The 17,706-nt window shown below is 71.9% G+C and carries 16 protein-coding genes; 10 read left to right on the top strand and 6 right to left on the bottom strand.

The window, feature by feature from the left end; translation table 11 throughout:
- Nucleotides 1–283: 283 nt before the first annotated feature.
- On the bottom strand, nucleotides 284–1,009 hold the full coding sequence (locus tag IE252_RS04245; protein WP_190087929.1) for an SLATT domain-containing protein: 726 nt from the start codon (nucleotides 1,007–1,009) through the stop codon (nucleotides 284–286).
- Between the two features lie 332 nt (nucleotides 1,010–1,341).
- On the opposite strand from IE252_RS04245, the gene IE252_RS04250 reads away from it, so the two are divergent.
- The 7 genes from IE252_RS04250 to IE252_RS04280 all read left to right on the top strand — a co-directional run bounded on the left by IE252_RS04250 (nucleotide 1,342) and on the right by IE252_RS04280 (nucleotide 7,905).
- Complete coding sequence (locus tag IE252_RS04250) at nucleotides 1,342–1,677, top strand: YbaB/EbfC family nucleoid-associated protein (RefSeq protein ID WP_190087930.1); 336 nt, start codon at nucleotides 1,342–1,344, stop codon at nucleotides 1,675–1,677.
- A gap of 113 nt (nucleotides 1,678–1,790) precedes the next feature.
- Nucleotides 1,791–2,390: a recombination mediator RecR gene (gene recR / locus IE252_RS04255; protein WP_190087931.1), complete on the top strand. Its 600-nt coding sequence runs from the start codon at nucleotides 1,791–1,793 to the stop codon at nucleotides 2,388–2,390.
- Nucleotides 2,383–3,042: a DUF5063 domain-containing protein gene (locus IE252_RS04260; protein ID WP_190087932.1), complete on the top strand. Its 660-nt coding sequence runs from the start codon at nucleotides 2,383–2,385 to the stop codon at nucleotides 3,040–3,042. Before recR ends, IE252_RS04260 begins: the two co-directional genes overlap by 8 nt.
- A gap of 227 nt (nucleotides 3,043–3,269) precedes the next feature.
- Nucleotides 3,270–4,541 (top strand): aspartate kinase, encoded by a 1,272-nt coding sequence (locus tag IE252_RS04265; protein ID WP_190087933.1) that lies wholly within the window; start codon nucleotides 3,270–3,272, stop codon nucleotides 4,539–4,541.
- On the top strand, nucleotides 4,538–5,593 hold the full coding sequence (locus IE252_RS04270) for an aspartate-semialdehyde dehydrogenase (RefSeq protein WP_190087934.1): 1,056 nt from the start codon (nucleotides 4,538–4,540) through the stop codon (nucleotides 5,591–5,593). The genes IE252_RS04265 and IE252_RS04270 overlap by 4 nt, the downstream gene beginning before the upstream one ends.
- A gap of 306 nt (nucleotides 5,594–5,899) precedes the next feature.
- Nucleotides 5,900–6,568, top strand: coding sequence for a SigE family RNA polymerase sigma factor (locus tag IE252_RS04275; RefSeq protein WP_190087935.1), 669 nt, complete (start codon nucleotides 5,900–5,902; stop codon nucleotides 6,566–6,568).
- A 281-nt stretch (nucleotides 6,569–6,849) separates the two neighbouring features.
- The gene (locus IE252_RS04280) at nucleotides 6,850–7,905 is read left to right on the top strand and encodes a hypothetical protein (RefSeq protein ID WP_229847991.1); all 1,056 of its coding nucleotides are present in this window, start codon (nucleotides 6,850–6,852) and stop codon (nucleotides 7,903–7,905) included.
- A gap of 148 nt (nucleotides 7,906–8,053) precedes the next feature.
- On the opposite strand, the gene IE252_RS04285 is transcribed toward IE252_RS04280, so the two are convergent.
- The 3 genes from IE252_RS04285 to tatA all read right to left on the bottom strand — a co-directional run bounded on the left by IE252_RS04285 (nucleotide 8,054) and on the right by tatA (nucleotide 11,067).
- On the bottom strand, nucleotides 8,054–8,845 hold the full coding sequence (locus IE252_RS04285) for an SURF1 family protein (protein ID WP_190087936.1): 792 nt from the start codon (nucleotides 8,843–8,845) through the stop codon (nucleotides 8,054–8,056).
- Nucleotides 8,846–8,903: 58 nt separating this feature from the next.
- Nucleotides 8,904–10,688: a S9 family peptidase gene (locus IE252_RS04290; RefSeq protein WP_229848042.1), complete on the bottom strand. Its 1,785-nt coding sequence runs from the start codon at nucleotides 10,686–10,688 to the stop codon at nucleotides 8,904–8,906.
- Between the two features lie 88 nt (nucleotides 10,689–10,776).
- On the bottom strand, nucleotides 10,777–11,067 hold the full coding sequence (gene tatA / locus IE252_RS04295) for a Sec-independent protein translocase subunit TatA (protein ID WP_190087937.1): 291 nt from the start codon (nucleotides 11,065–11,067) through the stop codon (nucleotides 10,777–10,779).
- 90 nt (nucleotides 11,068–11,157) lie between these two features.
- Here tatA and IE252_RS04300 point away from each other — a divergent pair, with 90 nt between their 5' ends.
- The 3 genes from IE252_RS04300 (at nucleotide 11,158) to IE252_RS04310 (ending at nucleotide 15,104) form a co-directional block, all read left to right on the top strand.
- On the top strand, nucleotides 11,158–12,684 hold the full coding sequence (locus IE252_RS04300; protein WP_190087938.1) for an LCP family protein: 1,527 nt from the start codon (nucleotides 11,158–11,160) through the stop codon (nucleotides 12,682–12,684).
- A 125-nt stretch (nucleotides 12,685–12,809) separates the two neighbouring features.
- On the top strand, nucleotides 12,810–14,348 hold the full coding sequence (locus IE252_RS04305) for an alkaline phosphatase (protein WP_229847993.1): 1,539 nt from the start codon (nucleotides 12,810–12,812) through the stop codon (nucleotides 14,346–14,348).
- A gap of 189 nt (nucleotides 14,349–14,537) precedes the next feature.
- Nucleotides 14,538–15,104: a hypothetical protein gene (locus tag IE252_RS04310; protein ID WP_190087939.1), complete on the top strand. Its 567-nt coding sequence runs from the start codon at nucleotides 14,538–14,540 to the stop codon at nucleotides 15,102–15,104.
- A gap of 44 nt (nucleotides 15,105–15,148) precedes the next feature.
- Here the strand turns inward: IE252_RS04310 and IE252_RS04315 are convergent, their stop codons facing one another.
- The gene (locus IE252_RS04315) at nucleotides 15,149–16,810 is read right to left on the bottom strand and encodes an FAD-binding dehydrogenase (protein ID WP_190087940.1); all 1,662 of its coding nucleotides are present in this window, start codon (nucleotides 16,808–16,810) and stop codon (nucleotides 15,149–15,151) included.
- A gap of 23 nt (nucleotides 16,811–16,833) precedes the next feature.
- A complete protein-coding gene (locus IE252_RS04320) occupies nucleotides 16,834–17,451 on the bottom strand; it encodes a TetR/AcrR family transcriptional regulator (RefSeq protein ID WP_190087941.1) in 618 nt (205 codons plus the stop codon).
- Nucleotides 17,452–17,706 lie beyond the last annotated feature (255 nt).

Genomic DNA, 17,706 nt, shown 5'->3' on the forward strand with positions numbered 1-17,706 from the left:
CCCGGGGGCTACGCCCCCGGACCCCTGGGTCTGCATTCGTCTGCGGACCGTCCCCAACTGGTCGCGCAGTTCCCCGCGCCCCTTAAATGCCGCTCCGCGGCAATCCCCCTGGGTGCCCCGAAGGGGCGCATCCAGGGGCGCGGGGAACTGCGCGACCAGCCCGCCACGGTCCGCAGACGAACAGGGGGTCTGGGGGCGCAGCCCCCAGTAGCCCACCCCGCCCCGGTCCCACCCACCCGGCCGCCCGCCAGAGGGCCTTCGGGAAGGGGCGGGGTGGGGGCTTCTACCTCGGGGACTCCGGGGGGCGTTGGCGGGGCATGTTGGGGCGGGTGCCTGGGGGGAGGGGGAAGCGGCCTGGGCCGGGGGCTGCGTCCGGGCGGGGGGAGGAGGATGCCAGCGACTGCATGACCAGCGGCGCTGGGCCCGAGCGGAATTCCACCATCCAGTCCGCCGTTTCGGAGCGGACCAGTTCCGTCACGTCTTCTGAGAAGCGGCGGAGGACCGTGAGGCAGCGGTCCGCCGCCTCGCTCGCCGTCCCCTCCGTCGGGCCGAGCACCTCACGAACACTCTCCGACGCCCAGTCGAACTGCAGCACCTGCAACCTCCGCTGCACCGCCTGCGCCGTCGCAACATCCCGCATCCACCCCGACGTAAGCCCGAAGTACCGGTCGCAGGCCAGGCACGCCGCCCCCAGGAGCAGTGAGACGTAGCCCCAGCCGGACGCCCCCGACAGCGCGCCCGTGACGTCGAGCAGCGGCAGCCCCGCCCCGGCGATCGCGCCCGCCGCCGTGCACACCCGCAGCACCCGCGCGCCCCGCCGCTTCCACAGCCGGTCCGCCAGGTACCACTCGGCCGTGCGCAGCGCCCCCGCCTCGACCCACCGGTACAGCTCGTCCAGCCGTTCCGCGGGCTCGCCCCAGTCGCCGAGCGGGAACGGGCGACCGGTCAGGTCGCGCTCGTCCCGGGGCGGTCCCGGAAGCCCCTCGGGCTGCATCTCCGGCTGGCTCACCCGGCGCTCCCTCCGCGGTGCGTATCGAAACTGTCGGCGTACGGTCGGCACATGTCGGTGACGTAACGTACAGTCACCGTCCATCACCGTGCGCAGCGGCCACCGGCCTCCCCCGAGACGTGACTGCCCTTCCTACCGCCGAATGGTGGGAGCCAGAGCCGATATCCCGGTATTTCCCCCCGTAAGAGGGCCTTGATCAGGTAGGAGAACCTCCGTCGACTCACTCGAAAGAGTTGCGGAGCAGTGCGCGGGGAGAGCACGTAGGCTCGGAGTGCCGGATCCTTCCGGCACCCGAGTACGCGACACGACTACGCGAAAAGACGGAGTGCACCGTGATCCCTGGTGGTGGCCAGCCCAACATGCAGCAGCTGCTCCAGCAGGCGCAGCAGATGCAGCAGGACCTCGCCCGTGCGCAGGAGGAGCTCGCCGCGACCGAGGTCGACGGCCAGGCCGGCGGCGGGCTCGTCAAGGCGACCGTGACCGGCTCCGGCGAGCTGCGCGGCCTCGTCATCGACCCGAAGGCGGTCGACCCGGAGGACACCGAGACGCTCGCGGACCTCGTCGTCGCCGCCGTCCAGGCCGCGAACGAGAACGCGCAGCAGCTCCAGCAGCAGAAGCTCGGCCCGCTGGCGCAGGGCCTCGGCTCAATGCCGGGCCTGCCCTTCTGAGGCGGCTGCGGGAGCGCGCTCCTGAACAGTGGTGAACAACGCGGGTCCGCCCTTATGCGGCGCCCGCCCACCAACTACCGTAAGCACCCGGAAGACCCACGAGAGGCAGTCCGTTGTACGAAGGCGTGGTCCAGGACCTCATCGACGAGTTGGGCAGGCTGCCCGGCGTCGGTCCCAAGAGCGCGCAGCGGATCGCCTTCCACATCCTCCAGGCCGAGCCCACCGACGTGCGCAGGCTCGCGCACGCCCTGCTCGAAGTGAAGGACAAGGTCCGGTTCTGCGCGGTGTGCGGCAACGTGGCGCAGGAGGAGCGGTGCAACATCTGCCGCGACCCGCGCCGCGACCCGGCCGTCATCTGCGTCGTGGAGGAGCCGAAGGACGTCGTGGCGATCGAGCGGACCCGTGAGTTCCGCGGCCGCTACCACGTGCTCGGCGGCGCCATCAGCCCCATCGAGGGGGTCGGCCCGGACGACCTGCGCATCCGCGAGCTGCTCGCCCGGCTCGCCGACGGCACGGTCACCGAGCTGATCCTGGCCACCGACCCGAACCTGGAGGGCGAGGCGACAGCGACGTACCTCGCCCGCATGATCAAGCCGATGGGCCTGCGGGTCACCCGGCTGGCCAGCGGACTCCCCGTCGGGGGAGATCTGGAGTACGCGGACGAGGTCACGCTCGGGCGGGCCTTTGAAGGAAGGCGACTTCTCGATGTCTGACGCAACGCTGCACGCGGTCAACCAGGATCCGGACTCCTTCGCGGTCCAGATCGCGGACCAGGTCGAGTCCTTCATCGTCGCGGTCACCGAGGTGGCCAAGGGCGACGAGCCGGACAGCGCGGTGCCGTTCCTGCTCCTGGAGGTCTCCCAACTGCTGCTCGCGGGCGGGCGCCTGGGCGCGCACGAGGACATCGTCCCGGACGAGCGGTACGAGCCGGACCTCGGCCCGGAGCCGGACGTCGACGACCTGCGCGAGCGGTTCGCGGCCCTGCTCGAGCCGATCGACGTGTACTCGGAGGTCTTCGACCCGTATGAGCCGCGCAAGGCGCCCGTCGCCTGCCGGATCTCCGACGACCTCGCGGACGTCGTCACCGACCTGCGCCACGGCCTCGCCCACTACCGCGCGGGCCGCACCACCGAGGCGCTGTGGTGGTGGCAGTTCTCGTACTTCTCCAACTGGGGCTCCACCGCCTCCGCGACCCTGCGCGCCCTCCAGTCGCTGGTCGCCCACGTCCGCCTCAACCAGCCCCTCCAGGAGCTGGACGGCCTCGACACGGACGAGGACCTGACCGAGGAGTCGCTCGCCGAGGAGGCGGGCCGCGTGATGGCCGAGGAGATCGCGGGGCCGCTGGGCCTGCGTACGGTCAAGTAGTCCGGTACTGGCTCCGACGGCTATGTGAGCCGCCCCACACCCGTGCGTACAACCACGGTCGAGGGGCAGGTGCGCCTTCACGAGCGGACCGGATCCGTCCCCCCGCCCGGGGGCCTACCAAGATCACATCGCGAGCGGGACATCTCACGATGTGGCACCTCCCGGGCGGATCCGGGCCGCTCGTTAGACTGAGCCGACCGCAGTAATGGACTGAGCGAGGAGCGCACGTGGGCCTTGTCGTGCAGAAGTACGGAGGCTCCTCCGTTGCCGATGCCGAGGGCATCAAGCGCGTCGCCAAGCGGATCGTGGAAGCCAAGAAGAACGGCCACCAGGTGGTCGTCGTGGTTTCCGCGATGGGCGACACGACGGACGAGTTGATCGATCTCGCCGAGCAGGTATCTCCGATGCCGACCGGCCGGGAATTCGACATGCTGCTGACCGCCGGAGAGCGGATCTCCATGGCCCTGCTGGCCATGGCGATCAAAAACCTGGGCCACAAGGCCCAGTCGTTCACGGGCAGCCAGGCAGGCGTCATCACGGACTCGGTCCACAACAAAGCGCGGATCATCGACGTCACGCCGGGCCGGATCCGGACCGCCCTCGACGAGGGCAACATCGCGATCGTGGCCGGTTTCCAGGGGGTCTCCCAGGACTCCAAGGACATCACCACGCTCGGCCGAGGCGGGTCCGACACCACGGCCGTGGCCCTCGCGGCGGCGCTCGACGCCGAGGTCTGCGAGATCTACACCGACGTCGACGGTGTGTTCACCGCGGACCCGCGCGTGGTCAAGAAGGCCAAGAAGATCGACTGGATCTCCTTCGAGGACATGCTGGAGCTGGCCGCGTCCGGCTCCAAGGTGCTGCTGCACCGCTGCGTCGAGTACGCACGCCGTTACAACATTCCGATCCACGTCCGGTCGTCCTTCAGCGGACTTCAGGGCACCTGGGTCAGCAACGAACCGCGAGGGGATCAGCAGGTGGAGCACGCCATCATCTCCGGAGTCGCCCACGACGTCTCCGAGGCGAAGATCACGGTGGTCGGGGTCCCCGACAAGCCGGGCGAGGCCGCGGCCATCTTCCGGACGATCGCCAATGCCGAGATCAACATCGACATGGTCGTCCAGAACGTCTCCGCCGCCTCCACCGGGCTGACCGACATCTCCTTCACCCTGCCCAAGGCGGAGGGCCGCAAGGCCATCGACGCCCTGGAGCGGGCCAAGGCGACCATCGGCTTCGAGTCGCTGCGCTACGACGACCAGATCGCCAAGATCTCGCTGGTCGGCGCCGGGATGAAGACCAACCCGGGCGTCACCGCCGGGTTCTTCGAGGCGCTCAGCGACGCGGGCGTGAACATCGAGCTGATCTCCACCTCCGAGATCCGTATCTCCGTGGTCACCCGCGCCGACGACGTCAACGAGGCCGTGCGCGCCGTGCACACCGCCTTCGGCCTGGACTCCGACTCCGACGAGGCGGTCGTCTACGGAGGCACCGGACGATGAACCGGGGGCCGGCGCTCGCGGTCGTCGGTGCGACCGGGGGCGCCGGCGCGGTGCTGCTCCAGATCCTGTCCCAGCACGCGGACGTCTGGGGCGAGATCAGGCTGGTCGCCTCCGCGCGCTCGGCGGGCCGCAAGCTCGTCGTGCGCGGCGAGGAGACCGAGGTCCTGCCTCTGGGCGAGGAGGCCCTCGACGGCGTAGACGTCGCCGTCTTCCTGGTGCCCGAGCAGGTCGCCGCCCAGTGGGCGCCGGTCGCCGCCGCCAAGGGCGCGGTGGTCGTGGACACCTCGGCGGCCTTCCGCATGGACCCGGACGTGCCGCTGGTGGTGCCCGAGGTCAACCCGCACGCCGTACGGCTGCGGCCGCGCGGGATCGTCGCCTCCCCGCACTGCGTCACCCTCGCGCTGATCGTGGCGGTGGGCGCGCTGCACGCCGAGTACGGCCTGAGCGGGCTCGTCGTCTCCACGTACCAGGCGGTCAGCGGCGCCGGCCGGGCCGGCGTCGAGACCCTGCGCGCCCAGCTCTCCCTCGTCGCGGGTACGGAACTGGGCACCGGGCCCGGCGATGTGCGCCGGGCTGTGGGCGAGGACACCGGGCCGTTCGCGGCGCCGGTCGCGCTCAACGTGGTGCCCTGGTCGGGGGAGCCGGCCGACGGCGGCTGGTCCAGCGAGGAGCTGGGGCTGCGCGCGGAGACCCGCAAGGTGCTCGGCCTGCCGCGGCTCGCGGTGGCCGCGACCTGCGTGCGGGTCCCGGTGGTCACCACCCACTCCGTCTCCGTCCACGCGACCTTCGAGAACGAGGTCGAGGTGGCGCGGGCCCACGAGATCCTGGCCACCGCGCCCGGCGTGGTGCTGCTCGACGACCCGGCGGTGGGCGAGTTCCCGACGCCCGCCGACGCGGTCGGCACCGACCCGGCGTGGGTGGGACGGGTGCGGCGCTCGCCCGACGATCCGTACGCGCTCGACCTCTTCGTCTGCGGCGACAACCTCCGCAAGGGCTCGGCTTTGAACGCCGCTCAGATCGCCGAGCTGGCGGCCGGGGAATTCAGCGGCTGAAGACCGGTCCCATACCGGCGCGATTTCGCCGCCGGGAAGGCCACAGAGTTTGTAGGATCTGTGAACGCTCTGTGAGCAAGTCGCTGGTCTGTACCACTTGAACTGCACTGTTGCCCTGTTACACGATTCATTTCCGTGTCCCTGCAACCGGCAGCCCGGCATGGAGCGTCTATGCGGTCGCCCATCAAGGTGCCGTAAATATCGGGGCATTGGGGAAGAGCGAGTACGCATGAGGGCATTTGTCGCACTGTCAAAAACGGTGTCGTACGCGTACAACCCTGACGGGGGGAAGCGTGTCCAACTGGCGTGGCAGAGGTTCTCGACATCAGCGCTATTCCGGTGCGCGGCGCAGTGGTCCGCCCGCTCCGGCGGCGGCCGCCCGGCGGCATGCCGGTGATCGCCCCCATGCCCACCGCGCGCCCCACCCGCGTCCCGTCCCAGCCGACGTCGGCCCGCGAGGGCACTGACGACGCCATGGCAGCGGGGACCACCGTCGACCACCTCACCGAGACCTACCGCGCGCACTACCGCTCGCTGCTCGGGCTCGCCGCCCTGCTGCTCGACGACACGGCCTCCTGCGAGGACGTCGTCCAGGAGGCCTTCATCCGCGTCCACTCGGCCCGCTCGCGCGTGCGCGAGCCCGAGAAGACGCTCGCCTATCTGCGCCAGACCGTCGTCAACCTGTCCCGCTCGGCCCTGCGCCGCCGCATCCTCGGGCTCAAGCTGCTCTCCAAGCCGATGCCCGACATGGCGAGCGCCGAGGAGGGGGCGTACGACCAGCTGGAGCGGGACGCGCTGATCAAGGCCATGCGCGGCCTCCAGCGCCGCCAGCGCGAGGTCCTCGTGCTGCGGTACTTCGCGGACATGACCGAGTCCCAGGTCGCCGAGACGCTGGGGATATCCCTGGGCTCGGTGAAGGCGTACGGCTCGCGCGGCATCGCGGCCCTCCGGATAGCCATGGAGGCACCGGTATGAGCGCCAAGTGGAATGCGGGATTCGGGGACAGGGGGGATCGGCGGGGAGACGGCGACGAGCGCGGTGACCACCGCGGGCGCCGGGACGGCACGGATGGCTTGACGGACGGTTTGTACAGCACCGACAGTCCGTACGGCACCGACAGTCCGTACGGTACGGCCGGGGCCCGAGGGGAACACGGGCACCACGGCGAGCACGGCGACCGCGGCCACGGCCGCCGCCACGGGGAGAGCACCTACGGGCCCGACCGCCCTCTGGACGACCGGACTGGAAACGGAATTGTGAACGACCCCTTCCCACCTGGCCTCACCCCGGACGAAGACGCGCTGCGCCGGATGCTGCACGGCGCGGTGGACGGCATGGAGCCGTCCGAGGGAGCCCTGGACCACCTGCGCCGGGCCGTCCCCGCCCGCCAGGCCCGCAAGCGGCACGCGATGGTCGGCGCGGCCGCCGCGGCGCTGCTCATCGGCACCGCGGTCCCCGCGTTCCTGCACGTCGCCAACTCCGGCGCGGCCTCCGAGGACCGGCCCACCATCGCCGGGCACGGCCAGCAGGCCCAGGGCGGCACCGGCACCGCTCCGGGCGTGGAGGACGGTGACCGGGGGGCCGACAGGCCCTCCGGACGGACCCCCCGCACCCCGGCGCCGACCGGGACCGTGAAGCCCGTGGAGCCCGGGCGGACCGCCGTCGGCGGCACCGTGGGCGGCGCGACCGGACCCGTCGGCGGGCCGGTCGTCCCCGGCTCGCCGGTCTGCGACGCGACCGAACTCGGTGTGAAGTCCGCGCGGATCAGCAAGCCCGACGCCGACGGCAAGGTCTACGGCACGTTCCGCGTCGCCAACGTCTCGCAGAAGCTCTGCCAGGTCAGCGGGGCGGGCAAGGTCGACTTCCAGGCGCTGGGCGCGGCCGACGCCTCCCGGATCACCGTCGTGGACCACTCCACCGGCGACCCGGCGGCCCGGCTGCCCGACCCCTCGCTGGAAGCCACCGGTCTCGTCCTCAAGCCGTCGGCCGCGTACGAGATCAAGTTCGCCTGGGTGCCGTCCGAGACCTGCCCCAAGCCACAGCCCTCGCCCGACCCCTCGCCGTCGACGGTCAGCGGAGGCGGCGGCGCGGCGACCGGCGGCACGGGGACCGGTACGGCCCCGACGGGCGCCGAACCCCAGCTCGGCGCCGCCGACCCGGCGACGCCCGCCACCCCGACGGACGGCAAGGTCGCGGTGACCCACGTCGCCGAACCGGGCGCCCCGACCGCCGAGGCGACCATCCCCAACGCCTGCGCCGGAACGATCTACCGCACGGGCGTCCTCGCGGCCCCGACCCCGGCGGCACCCTGACGGCTCCTCGTCCGGAGGGGGAGGAGCACGAGGGGGCGGCGGCCGGTTGATTCAGGCCCCCGCCCCCTCGCACGTGGTGCGCTGCGGTTCAGTGCCTAAGGGGCGCGGGGAACTGCGCGACCAGCCCCCACCGGCCCGCAGAAGACACTCAGCCCGTACTGGCCGTACTGGCCGTACTGGCCGTACCGGTCGGCTCGGGCGCCAGGCCCAACTCCGCGTCCTCCGCCGCCTCGGCCTCGCGCCGCAGCAGCCGGAACCACATGAAGATCACGAACCCGGCGAAGACGAACCACTCGCCGGTGTAGCCGAGGTTCTGGAACGCCTTCAGGTCCAGGCCGGTGTTCTGCGGCTTGGCGGCCGGTACCGCCGTCATCCCCGCGTCGGCCTTGGTGAGCGTGATCCACGCGTCTTCCACCTCGTACGGCACGAGGTTGACCAGCGACGCCGCGCTGATCATCCCGAGCTGGCCCCGGGGGAGTCCGCCCGAGGCGTTCACCCCGTCCGTCCCGGGCGTCTCGGAGGCCTGGAGCGCCCCGGCGACGGCGACCTCGCCGGTGGGCGGGGCGGGCGCCGGGCGCCCCTTCGGCAACCAGCCGCGCACCACGGGCAGCGCCTTGCCGCCGTCGGTACGCAGCAGGGTCAGCACGTACGAGCCGCTGCGGCCATCCACCCGGCGGTCCGGCACCAGGAACTGGTCCCCGTACCGCCCGGTCGCGCTCGCCGTGCGGCCCGAGGTCTTCTGGTCGACGGGCAGCAGCTCGCGCAGCGGTGCGGCCCGCTGCTCGGCCTGGTCGGGCCGCTCGTCGGCCGCGTTGTGCGACTGCACGCGGTCCTCGAAGCGGCCGAGCTGCCAGGACCCCATGAACACGCAGAAGGGGATGGCCAGCACGACGAAGACGTTGATCCCCCACCAGCGGGGCGTCAGCAGGAACCGGTACACACCACCACGGTACGGAATCCCTCCGGGGGGCTGGGGCGCGGGGTGCCCGCCCGTCTCGCTAGGGGGCCAGGTGCCTCCCCGCGAACTCCAGCTCCAGCCGCACCTGCTTGATCCGTTCCTCCACCACCAGCGATCCGTGCCCCGCGTCGTACCGGTACACCTCGTGCACCGCCCCCCGCGCCGCCAGTCGGTCCACGTAGTTCTCGACCTGGCGGATCGGGCAGCGCGGGTCGTTGACGCCCGCCGAGATGTAGACGGGGGCCTTCACCGCGTCCACGTACGTCAGCGGCGAGGAGGCCTCGAAGCGCTCCGGCACCTCCTCCGGCGTGCCGCCCAGCAGCGTCCGGTCCATCGCCTTCAGCGCTTCCATCTCGTCGTGGTACGCCGTCACATAGTCCGCGACCGGCACCACCGCGAGGCCGAGCGACCACGCGTCCGGCTGGGTGCCCAGGCCGAGCAGGGTCAGATAGCCGCCCCAGGACGCGCCCGCGAGCACCAGCCTGGCCGGGTCGGCGAGGCCGGACGAGACCGCCCACTCGCGGACCGCCGCCACGTCCTCCAGCTCGATGAGCCCGACCCGGTGCTTGAGCGCGTCCGTCCACTCCCTGCCGTACCCCGTGGAGCCGCGGTAGTTGACGCGCACCACCGCGTACCCGTGGTCCAGCCACGCCGCCGGGCCCGCCGCGAACGCGTCGCTGTCGTGCCAGGTCGGGCCGCCGTGGAGCTCGAAGACGGTCGGGAACGGGCCCGCCCCGGCCGGCCGCTGCACCAGCGCGTGGATCCGGCCCCCGGGCCCCTCCACCCACGCGTCCTCCACCGGGACCGAGCCCGGCGCCTTCATGCCCGGGGGATCGAGGACGACCGCGCCCGTGGTGGAGCGCACCTCCGAGGGGCGCGCCGCCGACGACCACAGGTACTCCACGGTCCCGTCGGGCCGGGCCGTCGCGCCGGAGACGGAACCGGCCGGGGTCTCCACCTCGACCAGCTCGGCCGCCGCCAGGTCGTACCGGAACAGCTCGCTGCGGGCCTCGAAGCTGTGCACGACGAGCAGCGCCGAGCCGTCCGGGTACCACTCCGCCACCACGTCGCCCGGCAGTTCCAGCGCGAGCTCGGTCTCCTCGCCGGACGCCACGTCCCACACCATCGGCTCCCAGCGCCCCCGGCGCTGGTGTGCGATCAGCAGCCGGGTGTCGCCGGGCAGCGGTGCGAAGCCGAGCACCTCAAGGCCCAGCTCCTCCGCGCCGCCCTTGGTGTCGTCGAGCTCGGCGGCCGTGGAGCCGTCGAGCCGGACCACGCGCAGCGCCGAGTGCATCGCGTCGCCGTGCTCGGTGTGCTCCAGGGCGATCAGCGCCCCGTCGTGCGAGAGGTCGCCGACGCCCGCCGACTCGCGGTGCCGGTAGATCTCCACCGGTGCGGTCCCGGGCCGCACCACGTGGACCGTCGTGCCGTCGTCGTCGGTGGAGCGGCCGACCACCGCCGTGCCGTCCCGGCCGAGCGCCAGGCCCGCCGGGTAGGACGGCTCCAGGCCGGGCACGGCGGGCTCGTCGTCCCCGCCGCCGAACGGCTGGCGCATCCACACGCCGAACTCGTCGCCGTCCGTGTCGCTGAACCACCAGATCCACTCGCCGTCCGGCGTCAGCACCCCGTCCGTCGTCCCGTTCGGCCGGTCCGTCGCCTGGCGCTGGGCGCCGGTCGCCCGGTCCCATGCGTACAGCTCGTACGTCCCCGTCGCGTTCGACACGAACAGCGAGCGGTCCGGGGCGTCCTCCGCCCAGTCGGGGAGCCCGACCCGGGGCGCCCTGAACCGCTTCTCCCACTCCGGCATCTCGTTCATGGACCCCATCATGCGCCGCCCCGCCGACAACCCGCCCACACCGTCCGCAGCCTGTGGACAACTCCGTGCGTGTACATGCCGGGCGGGTCGGCGGCGGTTACGGGCGCGGCGCGTCGGCGGGGTGCGGTGCGGGGGTCTGGGCGGGAGTCTGGGTCGAGGCCTGAGCCGTGCTCCGGTCGGCGGAGGGCTGGACGACCACGGTCGGCGTCACGGCCCCCGCCTCGCCCCCCGACTCGTCCTTCATCGCCCGCGTCTCGCTCTTGAGGATCCGCAGCGACTTGCCCAGGGCCCGCGCCGTGTCAGGGAGCTTCTTGGAGCCGAAGAGCAGGATCAGCACCACGGCAACGATCAGCAGATGCCAGGGCTCCAGGCCATTGCGCAGGAACATCCCGTCGTCCTTCCCTCTCGGCTTCTCTCTCAGTAAGACTTGCTACATTGCGCAACTGTACAACCAAACGGACACGGATAGGGCGTACGGATGGCAGGCAGCCACAAGGCGGGACACGGGCGCGGCGGAAGCCGGAAGGGCGCCGCCGGCGCGCCCCCGGCCCGGCGGCGCAGACGCGGCAAACTGCGTCTGGTGCTCGCCCTGCTGGTGTCCCTGCTCGTCCTCGCCGTGGCCGGGGTCGGCTGGCTCTACCTCCAGCTCAACGGCGACATCCGCACCTTCGACGACGGCGGGGTCTCCGGCGAGCGCCCGGCCGCCTCGGCCAAGGGCCAGAACGTCCTGGTCATCGGCTCGGACTCGCGCGCGGGGGACAACGAGCAGTACGGCCACGGCGACGGTGACATCGGCCGCTCGGACACCGCGTTCCTGATGCACGTCCACGCCGACCACAAGCACGCCACGGCCGTCTCCATACCCCGCGACACCCTGGTCGACGTACCGCCCTGCAAGCTGCCGAACGGCACCTGGACCAAGACGCAGCACAACGTGATGTTCAACTCGGCGTTCTCCGTGGGCGACACCGCCAAGGGCAACCCGGCCTGCACCCAGAACACCGTCGAGAAGCTGACCGGGCTGCGCGTCGACCACACCGTCGTCGTGGACTTCGCGGGCTTCGCCAAGATGACCGAGGCCGTCGGCGGCGTCCAGGTCTGCGTGCCCAAGGACATCTACCAGGGCGACCTCAACCCCAACCTCCACGCGCGCGGGGAGCGGCTGTTCACCAAGGGCGTCCAGGAGGTCTCCGGCCAGAAGGCGCTCGACTACGTACGCATCCGGCACGGCATAGGCGACGGCTCCGACATCGGCCGCATCCAGCGCCAGCAGGCGTTCATCGCCAGCCTCATGAAGAAGGTGAAGTCGCAGGGCCTCAGCCCGACCACCCTCTTCCCGCTCGCCAAGGCCGCGACCGCCTCCATGACCGTCGACCCGGGCCTCGGCTCGGCCGACAAGCTGATCTCCTTCGCCATGTCGATGAAGAGCATCGACCTGCACAACACCAAGTTCGTCACCCTGCCCTGGCGGTACGAGGGCGCGCGCGTGGCGATAGTGAAGCCGCAGGCCGACGCGCTCTTCGCGGCCCTGCGTGCGGACCGGACCGTCGACGGCAAGGACGCGGGCGGCAAGCAGGAGCAGGCCCGGGCAGCCTCCCCGAGCCCGAGTCCGAGCGCCCCGCCGTCGGGCGCCGGGGTGTCCGTCGCCGTCTACAACGGCACCACCACCAAGGGCCTGGCCGCCCGCGCCGCCGACTCCCTCAAGGCGGGCGGCTACACGGTCACCGGCACGGCGACCGCCGCCACCCAGGACTTCGTGCACACCGTCATCGAGTACGGGCCGGGCGCACGCGCCCACGCCGACGCCCTCGCCCAGCGCTTTCCCGGCGCGCTGCTGCGCCAGGCCAAGGCCCCGGGGCTCAGCGTCATCCTGGGTGCGAAGTACGCGGAAGCCCCGGCGGGCGACGCCTCCTCGAACAGCGCCCCCGCCGCCGTCCCCTCCGAGGTCGCGGACAAGGCCCGCTCGGCGGACGACAACATCTGCTCCGGCCTCTCGTACGGGTAGGCCGACACGACGGGCAACAAGACGGAGCCGCACCACGGATCAACACCATGGAAAGGCAAAGCCGTTCGTTCGCCGTACTCCCGCACCTCACAACTCGTTCATATTCGGCTCATAGCTTCGCCGCCATGAGATCCATGGGACACAAGCGCCGCAAGGCGCTGACGGTGGTGGCACTGGCCTCCGCCGTCGCGGCGGGCAGTGCCGTCACGGCCAACTCCGCCCCGCAGCACGACGCCCGCCCGTTCCCGGGCCACGGGCAGGAGATACACAACGTCATCTACCTGCTCGGCGACGGCATGGGCCGCACCCACGTCACCGCCGGCCGCGAGCGCTACTACGGCGCCCAGGGCAAGCTGAACATGGAGCGCCTGCCCTACACGGGCGCGGTCGCCACCTACGCCGTCGAGAAGGGCACCGACCAGCCCGCGCTGGTCACCGACTCGGCGAGCTCCGCCACCGCGTGGTCGTCCGGCGTGAAGACGTACAACGCCGCGCTCGGCGTGGACGCGTACGAGAAGCGCCGCGTCACGCTGATGGAGCAGGCCAAGAAGGCCGGCTTCGCCACCGGCAACGTCTCCACCGCCGAGATCACCGACGCCACCCCCGGCGCCCAGTTCAGCCACGTGCTGCTGCGCGGCTGCCAGGGACCGGTCTACTCGGACGCGGCCTGCCTTCCGAAGAACGCGGACGGCTCGTACGAGAAGGCCCCCGAGGACAAGACGCTGATCACCCCGGTCGCCGAGCAGATCGCCCGCAACGGCACCGCCGACGTGGTCCTCGGCGGTGGCCTCGCCCGCTTCGAGCCGGACGACCAGAAGGCCCTCCAGGCCCAGGGCTACCAGGTGCTCGGCAGCTTCGGCGACCCGAGCCTGCCCGCGCAGACCGCCGCCAGCCAGAAGGTCGCCACCAAGGCCGACCTCGCCGGCGTCAAGGGCAAGAAGGTCGTCGGCCTCTTCAACCGCGGCAACCTGACCGTCGAGCAGGCCAAGGCCGGGCTCCCGGCGGACGCCCCGCAGCAGCAGGAGCCGAGCCTCTCCGAGATGGCGAAGAAGTCGATCGACCTGCTCAACGGCCGGTCCAAGAAGGGCTTCTTCCTCCAGATCGAGGGCGCCCAGATCGACAAGCGCTCGCACGCCAACGACGCGGCCCAGACGCTCGCCGAGGTCAAGGCGTTCGACGACGCGGTCAAGGCGGCGACCGACTTCGCCAAGAAGGACGGGCACACGCTGGTCATCGTGACCGCCGACCACGAGTGCGCGGGCTTCAACATCATCGAGAAGGGCACGTACACCAACGCCGAGGCCGTCGCGCCCCCGGCCAACACGGACGCGGGCAACCCGGCGAACAACTCGAAGCCGTCGCGCGACAAGTCGGGTGCCAAGGACCCGGTCCGCTCGTCCGGCATCCTCAACGGCGCCGGCTCCGGCGACGTCAAGAACTTCGCCCCGGCGACGTTCCGTACGCCCGACGACGCGGCCGGCGTCAAGGACGGCAGCCCCGAGGCGAGCCTCTGGCTGACCTACCTCTCCGGCAACCACACCGGCGCCGACGTGCCGATCTACGCCTACGGGCCGGGCGCCGAGAAGTTCGCGGCGAGCCAGATCAACACCGAGCTGTACGGCAAGATGTACCGCTCGCTGTTCGGCCGGGCGCCGCGCGGCTGACGCGGCAGGGCCGTCGAGTGAGCGACGTTTCACGTGAAACGCGGACTGTTCCACACGAGCTGTTTCACGTGAAACGCCGCCCCAACAGCCTGCTCCCCCACGGCGGTTGACCCGCCGTGGCCATGCTTCACCAGGGGCCGGGGGACCACCCCTCTCCCGGCCCCGCACCCGCCGACACAGGAGTACGCAGTGAACCGCTCGATCCGTCTGGCCGCTCTCGCCCTGACCGCCCTGGCCCTCACCACGGCCTGCGGAGGCTCCGACGGCGACAAGGCCGACGCCGGGCAGCGGCCCGCGCAGGCCGAACAGGCGGCGGCCCCGGCCGTCACCTTCCCCGCGCCGAGCGGCGCCCCGGCACCCGCCGCGACCCTCGCCAAGGTTCCGGCGAAGGGCGAAGTGCGGCTGGAGCAGGGCCCGTTCACGGATCGCGTACGGGTCACCAAGCTCCAGCTCTCCGAGAAGGCCTCCGGGAAGTCGTCCGTCACCGGCCACTTCGCCATCACCTCCGACGTGAGCGACGTGCTCGCGCTCGAACTGCGCGCCGCGTTCTACGACGAGAGCGGCCACCTCGTCGGCACCGGCTCCTTCCAGTACGCGGAGGAGGGCGAGGCGGGCGAGGCCGCCCACGGCACCCCCGGGCACGCCGGACCTCGCGCCGAGGGCGCGGGCATCGACTTCACCGCCGTACCGAAGCCCCCGCTCACGGGGAAGGCGGCGAGCGCGGTCCTGTCCGTGCCGGTACTGGTCAACGAGTAGCGGTCAACGGTCAGTTGTAGCCGTTGGCGCCGGGCGCGCGGCCTTCACGCCAGCCGCCGCGCCAGCGCCCGTCCCGCCGCCCGGCCCGAGAAGATGCAGCCGCCGAGGAACGTCCCCTCCAGCGCGTTGTAGCCGTGCACCCCGCCGCCGCCGAACCCGGCGACCTCACCGGCCGCGTACAGCCCGTCGAACGGGGTCCCGTCCGGCCGTACGACCTGCGAGTCGAGCGTCGTCTCCAGGCCGCCGAGCGTCTTGCGCGTCAGCACGTGCAGCCGTACGGCGATGAGCGGCCCGTGTGCCGGGTCGAGCAGCCGGTGCGGCTTGGCGACCCGGGTGATGCGGTCCGGCCAGTACGCGCGCGCGTTGCGCATCGACATGACCTGGAAGTCCTTGCCGTACCCGTTGTCGATCTCGCGGTCGCGGGCCCGGATCTCCCGCTCCACCTGGTCGAGTTCGAGCTTGGGGCCGGGCGAGATCGCGTTCATGCCGTCGACCAGGTCGCGCAGCGAGCGGCGGACGACGAAGTCCTCGCCGTGGTCGAGGAACGCCTGCACGGGCCCGGGTGCGCCCTTGCGTACGCGTGACAGGACCAGCTTCAGGTCCTTGCCGGTGATGTCGGGGTTCTGCTCCGAGCCGGAGAGCGCGAACTCCTTCTCCACGATGGAACGCGTCAGCACGAACCAGGTGTGGTCGTGGCCGGTCCCCACGATGTGCTTGAGCGTGCCGAGGGTGTCGTGGCCGGGGAAGAGCGGCGCGGGCAGCCGCCGCCCGGTCGCGTCCAGCCACAGCGAGGACGGGCCCGGGATGATCCGGATGCCGTGGCCGGGCCAGATCGGGTCCCAGTTCTTCAGGCCCTCGGTGTAGTGCCACATCCGGTCGCGGTTGACGATCGAGCCGCCCGCGTTCTCGGTGATCCCCAGCATCCGCCCGTCGACGTACGCGGGCACACCGGTCACCATCGAGCGCGGCGCGGGCCCCATCCGCTCCACCGGCCAGTTCTTGCGGACCAGGTCGTGGTCGCCGCCGATGCCGCCGGAGGTGACGACGACGGCCTGCGCCCGCAGCTCGAACTCGCCTGCGGGCTCCCGCGAGGAGGCCACACCGCGCGGCTCCGACGAGGGCACCAGGACGCTTCCGCGCACCCCGACCGCCGCCCCGCCCTCGACGATCAGGTCGTCCACGCGATGGCGGTACTTGAAGGTGACGAGCCCGCGCGCGGCGGCCGCCAGGACCGGCTCGCGGAAGACCCGGACGACCTCGGGCCCGGTCCCCCAGGTCAGATGGAAGCGGGGCACCGAGTTGCCGTGCCCGCCCGCGGTGCCCGCGCCGCGCTCGGCCCACCCGACGGTCGCCGTGACCTTCAGCCCGAGCCCGTACAGATAGCTCCGCTTCTGCCCGGCGGCGAAGTTGACGTACGCCTTCGCCCACTGGCGCGGCCAGTGGTCCTCGCGCTCGCGGTCGAAGGCGGCCGAGCCCATCCAGTCGGCGAGCGCCAGGTCGTACGAGTCCTTGATGCCCATCCGGCGCTGCTCGGGACTGTTCACGAAGAACAGCCCGCCCAGCGACCAGAAGGCCTGGCCGCCGAGGTTGGCCTCGTTCTCCTGGTCGACGACGAGCACCTTGCGGCCCGCGCGGACGAGTTCGTACGTGGCGACGAGCCCGGCGAGGCCGGCTCCCACGACGATGACATCGGCGTCGTCACTCACGGCGGTCTCCTGGGAGGTAGGGGTTAGGAGGTTGCGGTGCTGTAGGCCTGAAGGACGTGCAGGAAGAGCGCTTCGCGGCGGGCCAGGACGGCCTCGCTGCCGGGGTCGAGCAGGACCTGGACGGCGGTGCCGTCGTGGACGGCGACGAGCGCCTGACCCAGCGCGTCCTCGTCGGTGACCCGGCGCCCGGTGCGCCCGAGCGCCTCGACGACCGCGGGCAGCACGGCGTCCTGGATCGCCCGCTCCCGGGCGGCCATCACGCGCCGCAGGGCGGGGTTGCGCAGGGCGTGCGCGGTGAACTCGGCGGTGACCCGGTACCAGGCGTCGTCCACCGGGATGGCCCGCAGCGCGGCCCGCACGGCGTCCTCGGGCGCGGCCGCCGACACCTCGTCGAGGGCGGCGCGCACGTCCGCGAGCAGCCGGGTCGAGCGCTCCTCCCACATGGCGAGGAACAGCTCGTCGAGCGAGGTGAAGTTCGAGTAGAAGGCGCCGCGGGTGTATCCGGCCCGCTCGCAGATCTGCTCGACCGTGGACCGGCCGAAGCCCTCCTCGGCGAACACGTCGAGCGCGGAGTCGAGCAGCCGCCGCCGGGTGCGGGCGCGGCGCGAGGTGACGCGCTTGGGCGGGGTGGCGGTGGTCATGGGCTCCCTCTCTCGGATACATGAACGTATCCGATGCGCGAATGTATCGACAAGGCCTCTGACCTGGGTGTTCGCACCCGCGATAGAGGTGACTGATACGCGCCCCTCTCGCGTCGGGCCTCTTCGGCTCTATTCGGCCGTGTCTCGCTCGCGTCGGCCTTTGTCGAGATTGCGTCCTGTACAGGTCTGGGTCCCCGCAGCAGGGTTCTCCCCGGCGGACGGATGACAGCTGACAGACGTCGACGCACTGATGGG

The organism is Streptomyces melanogenes, from assembly GCF_014649795.1.
GTDB lineage: Bacteria > Actinomycetota > Actinomycetes > Streptomycetales > Streptomycetaceae > Streptomyces > Streptomyces noboritoensis.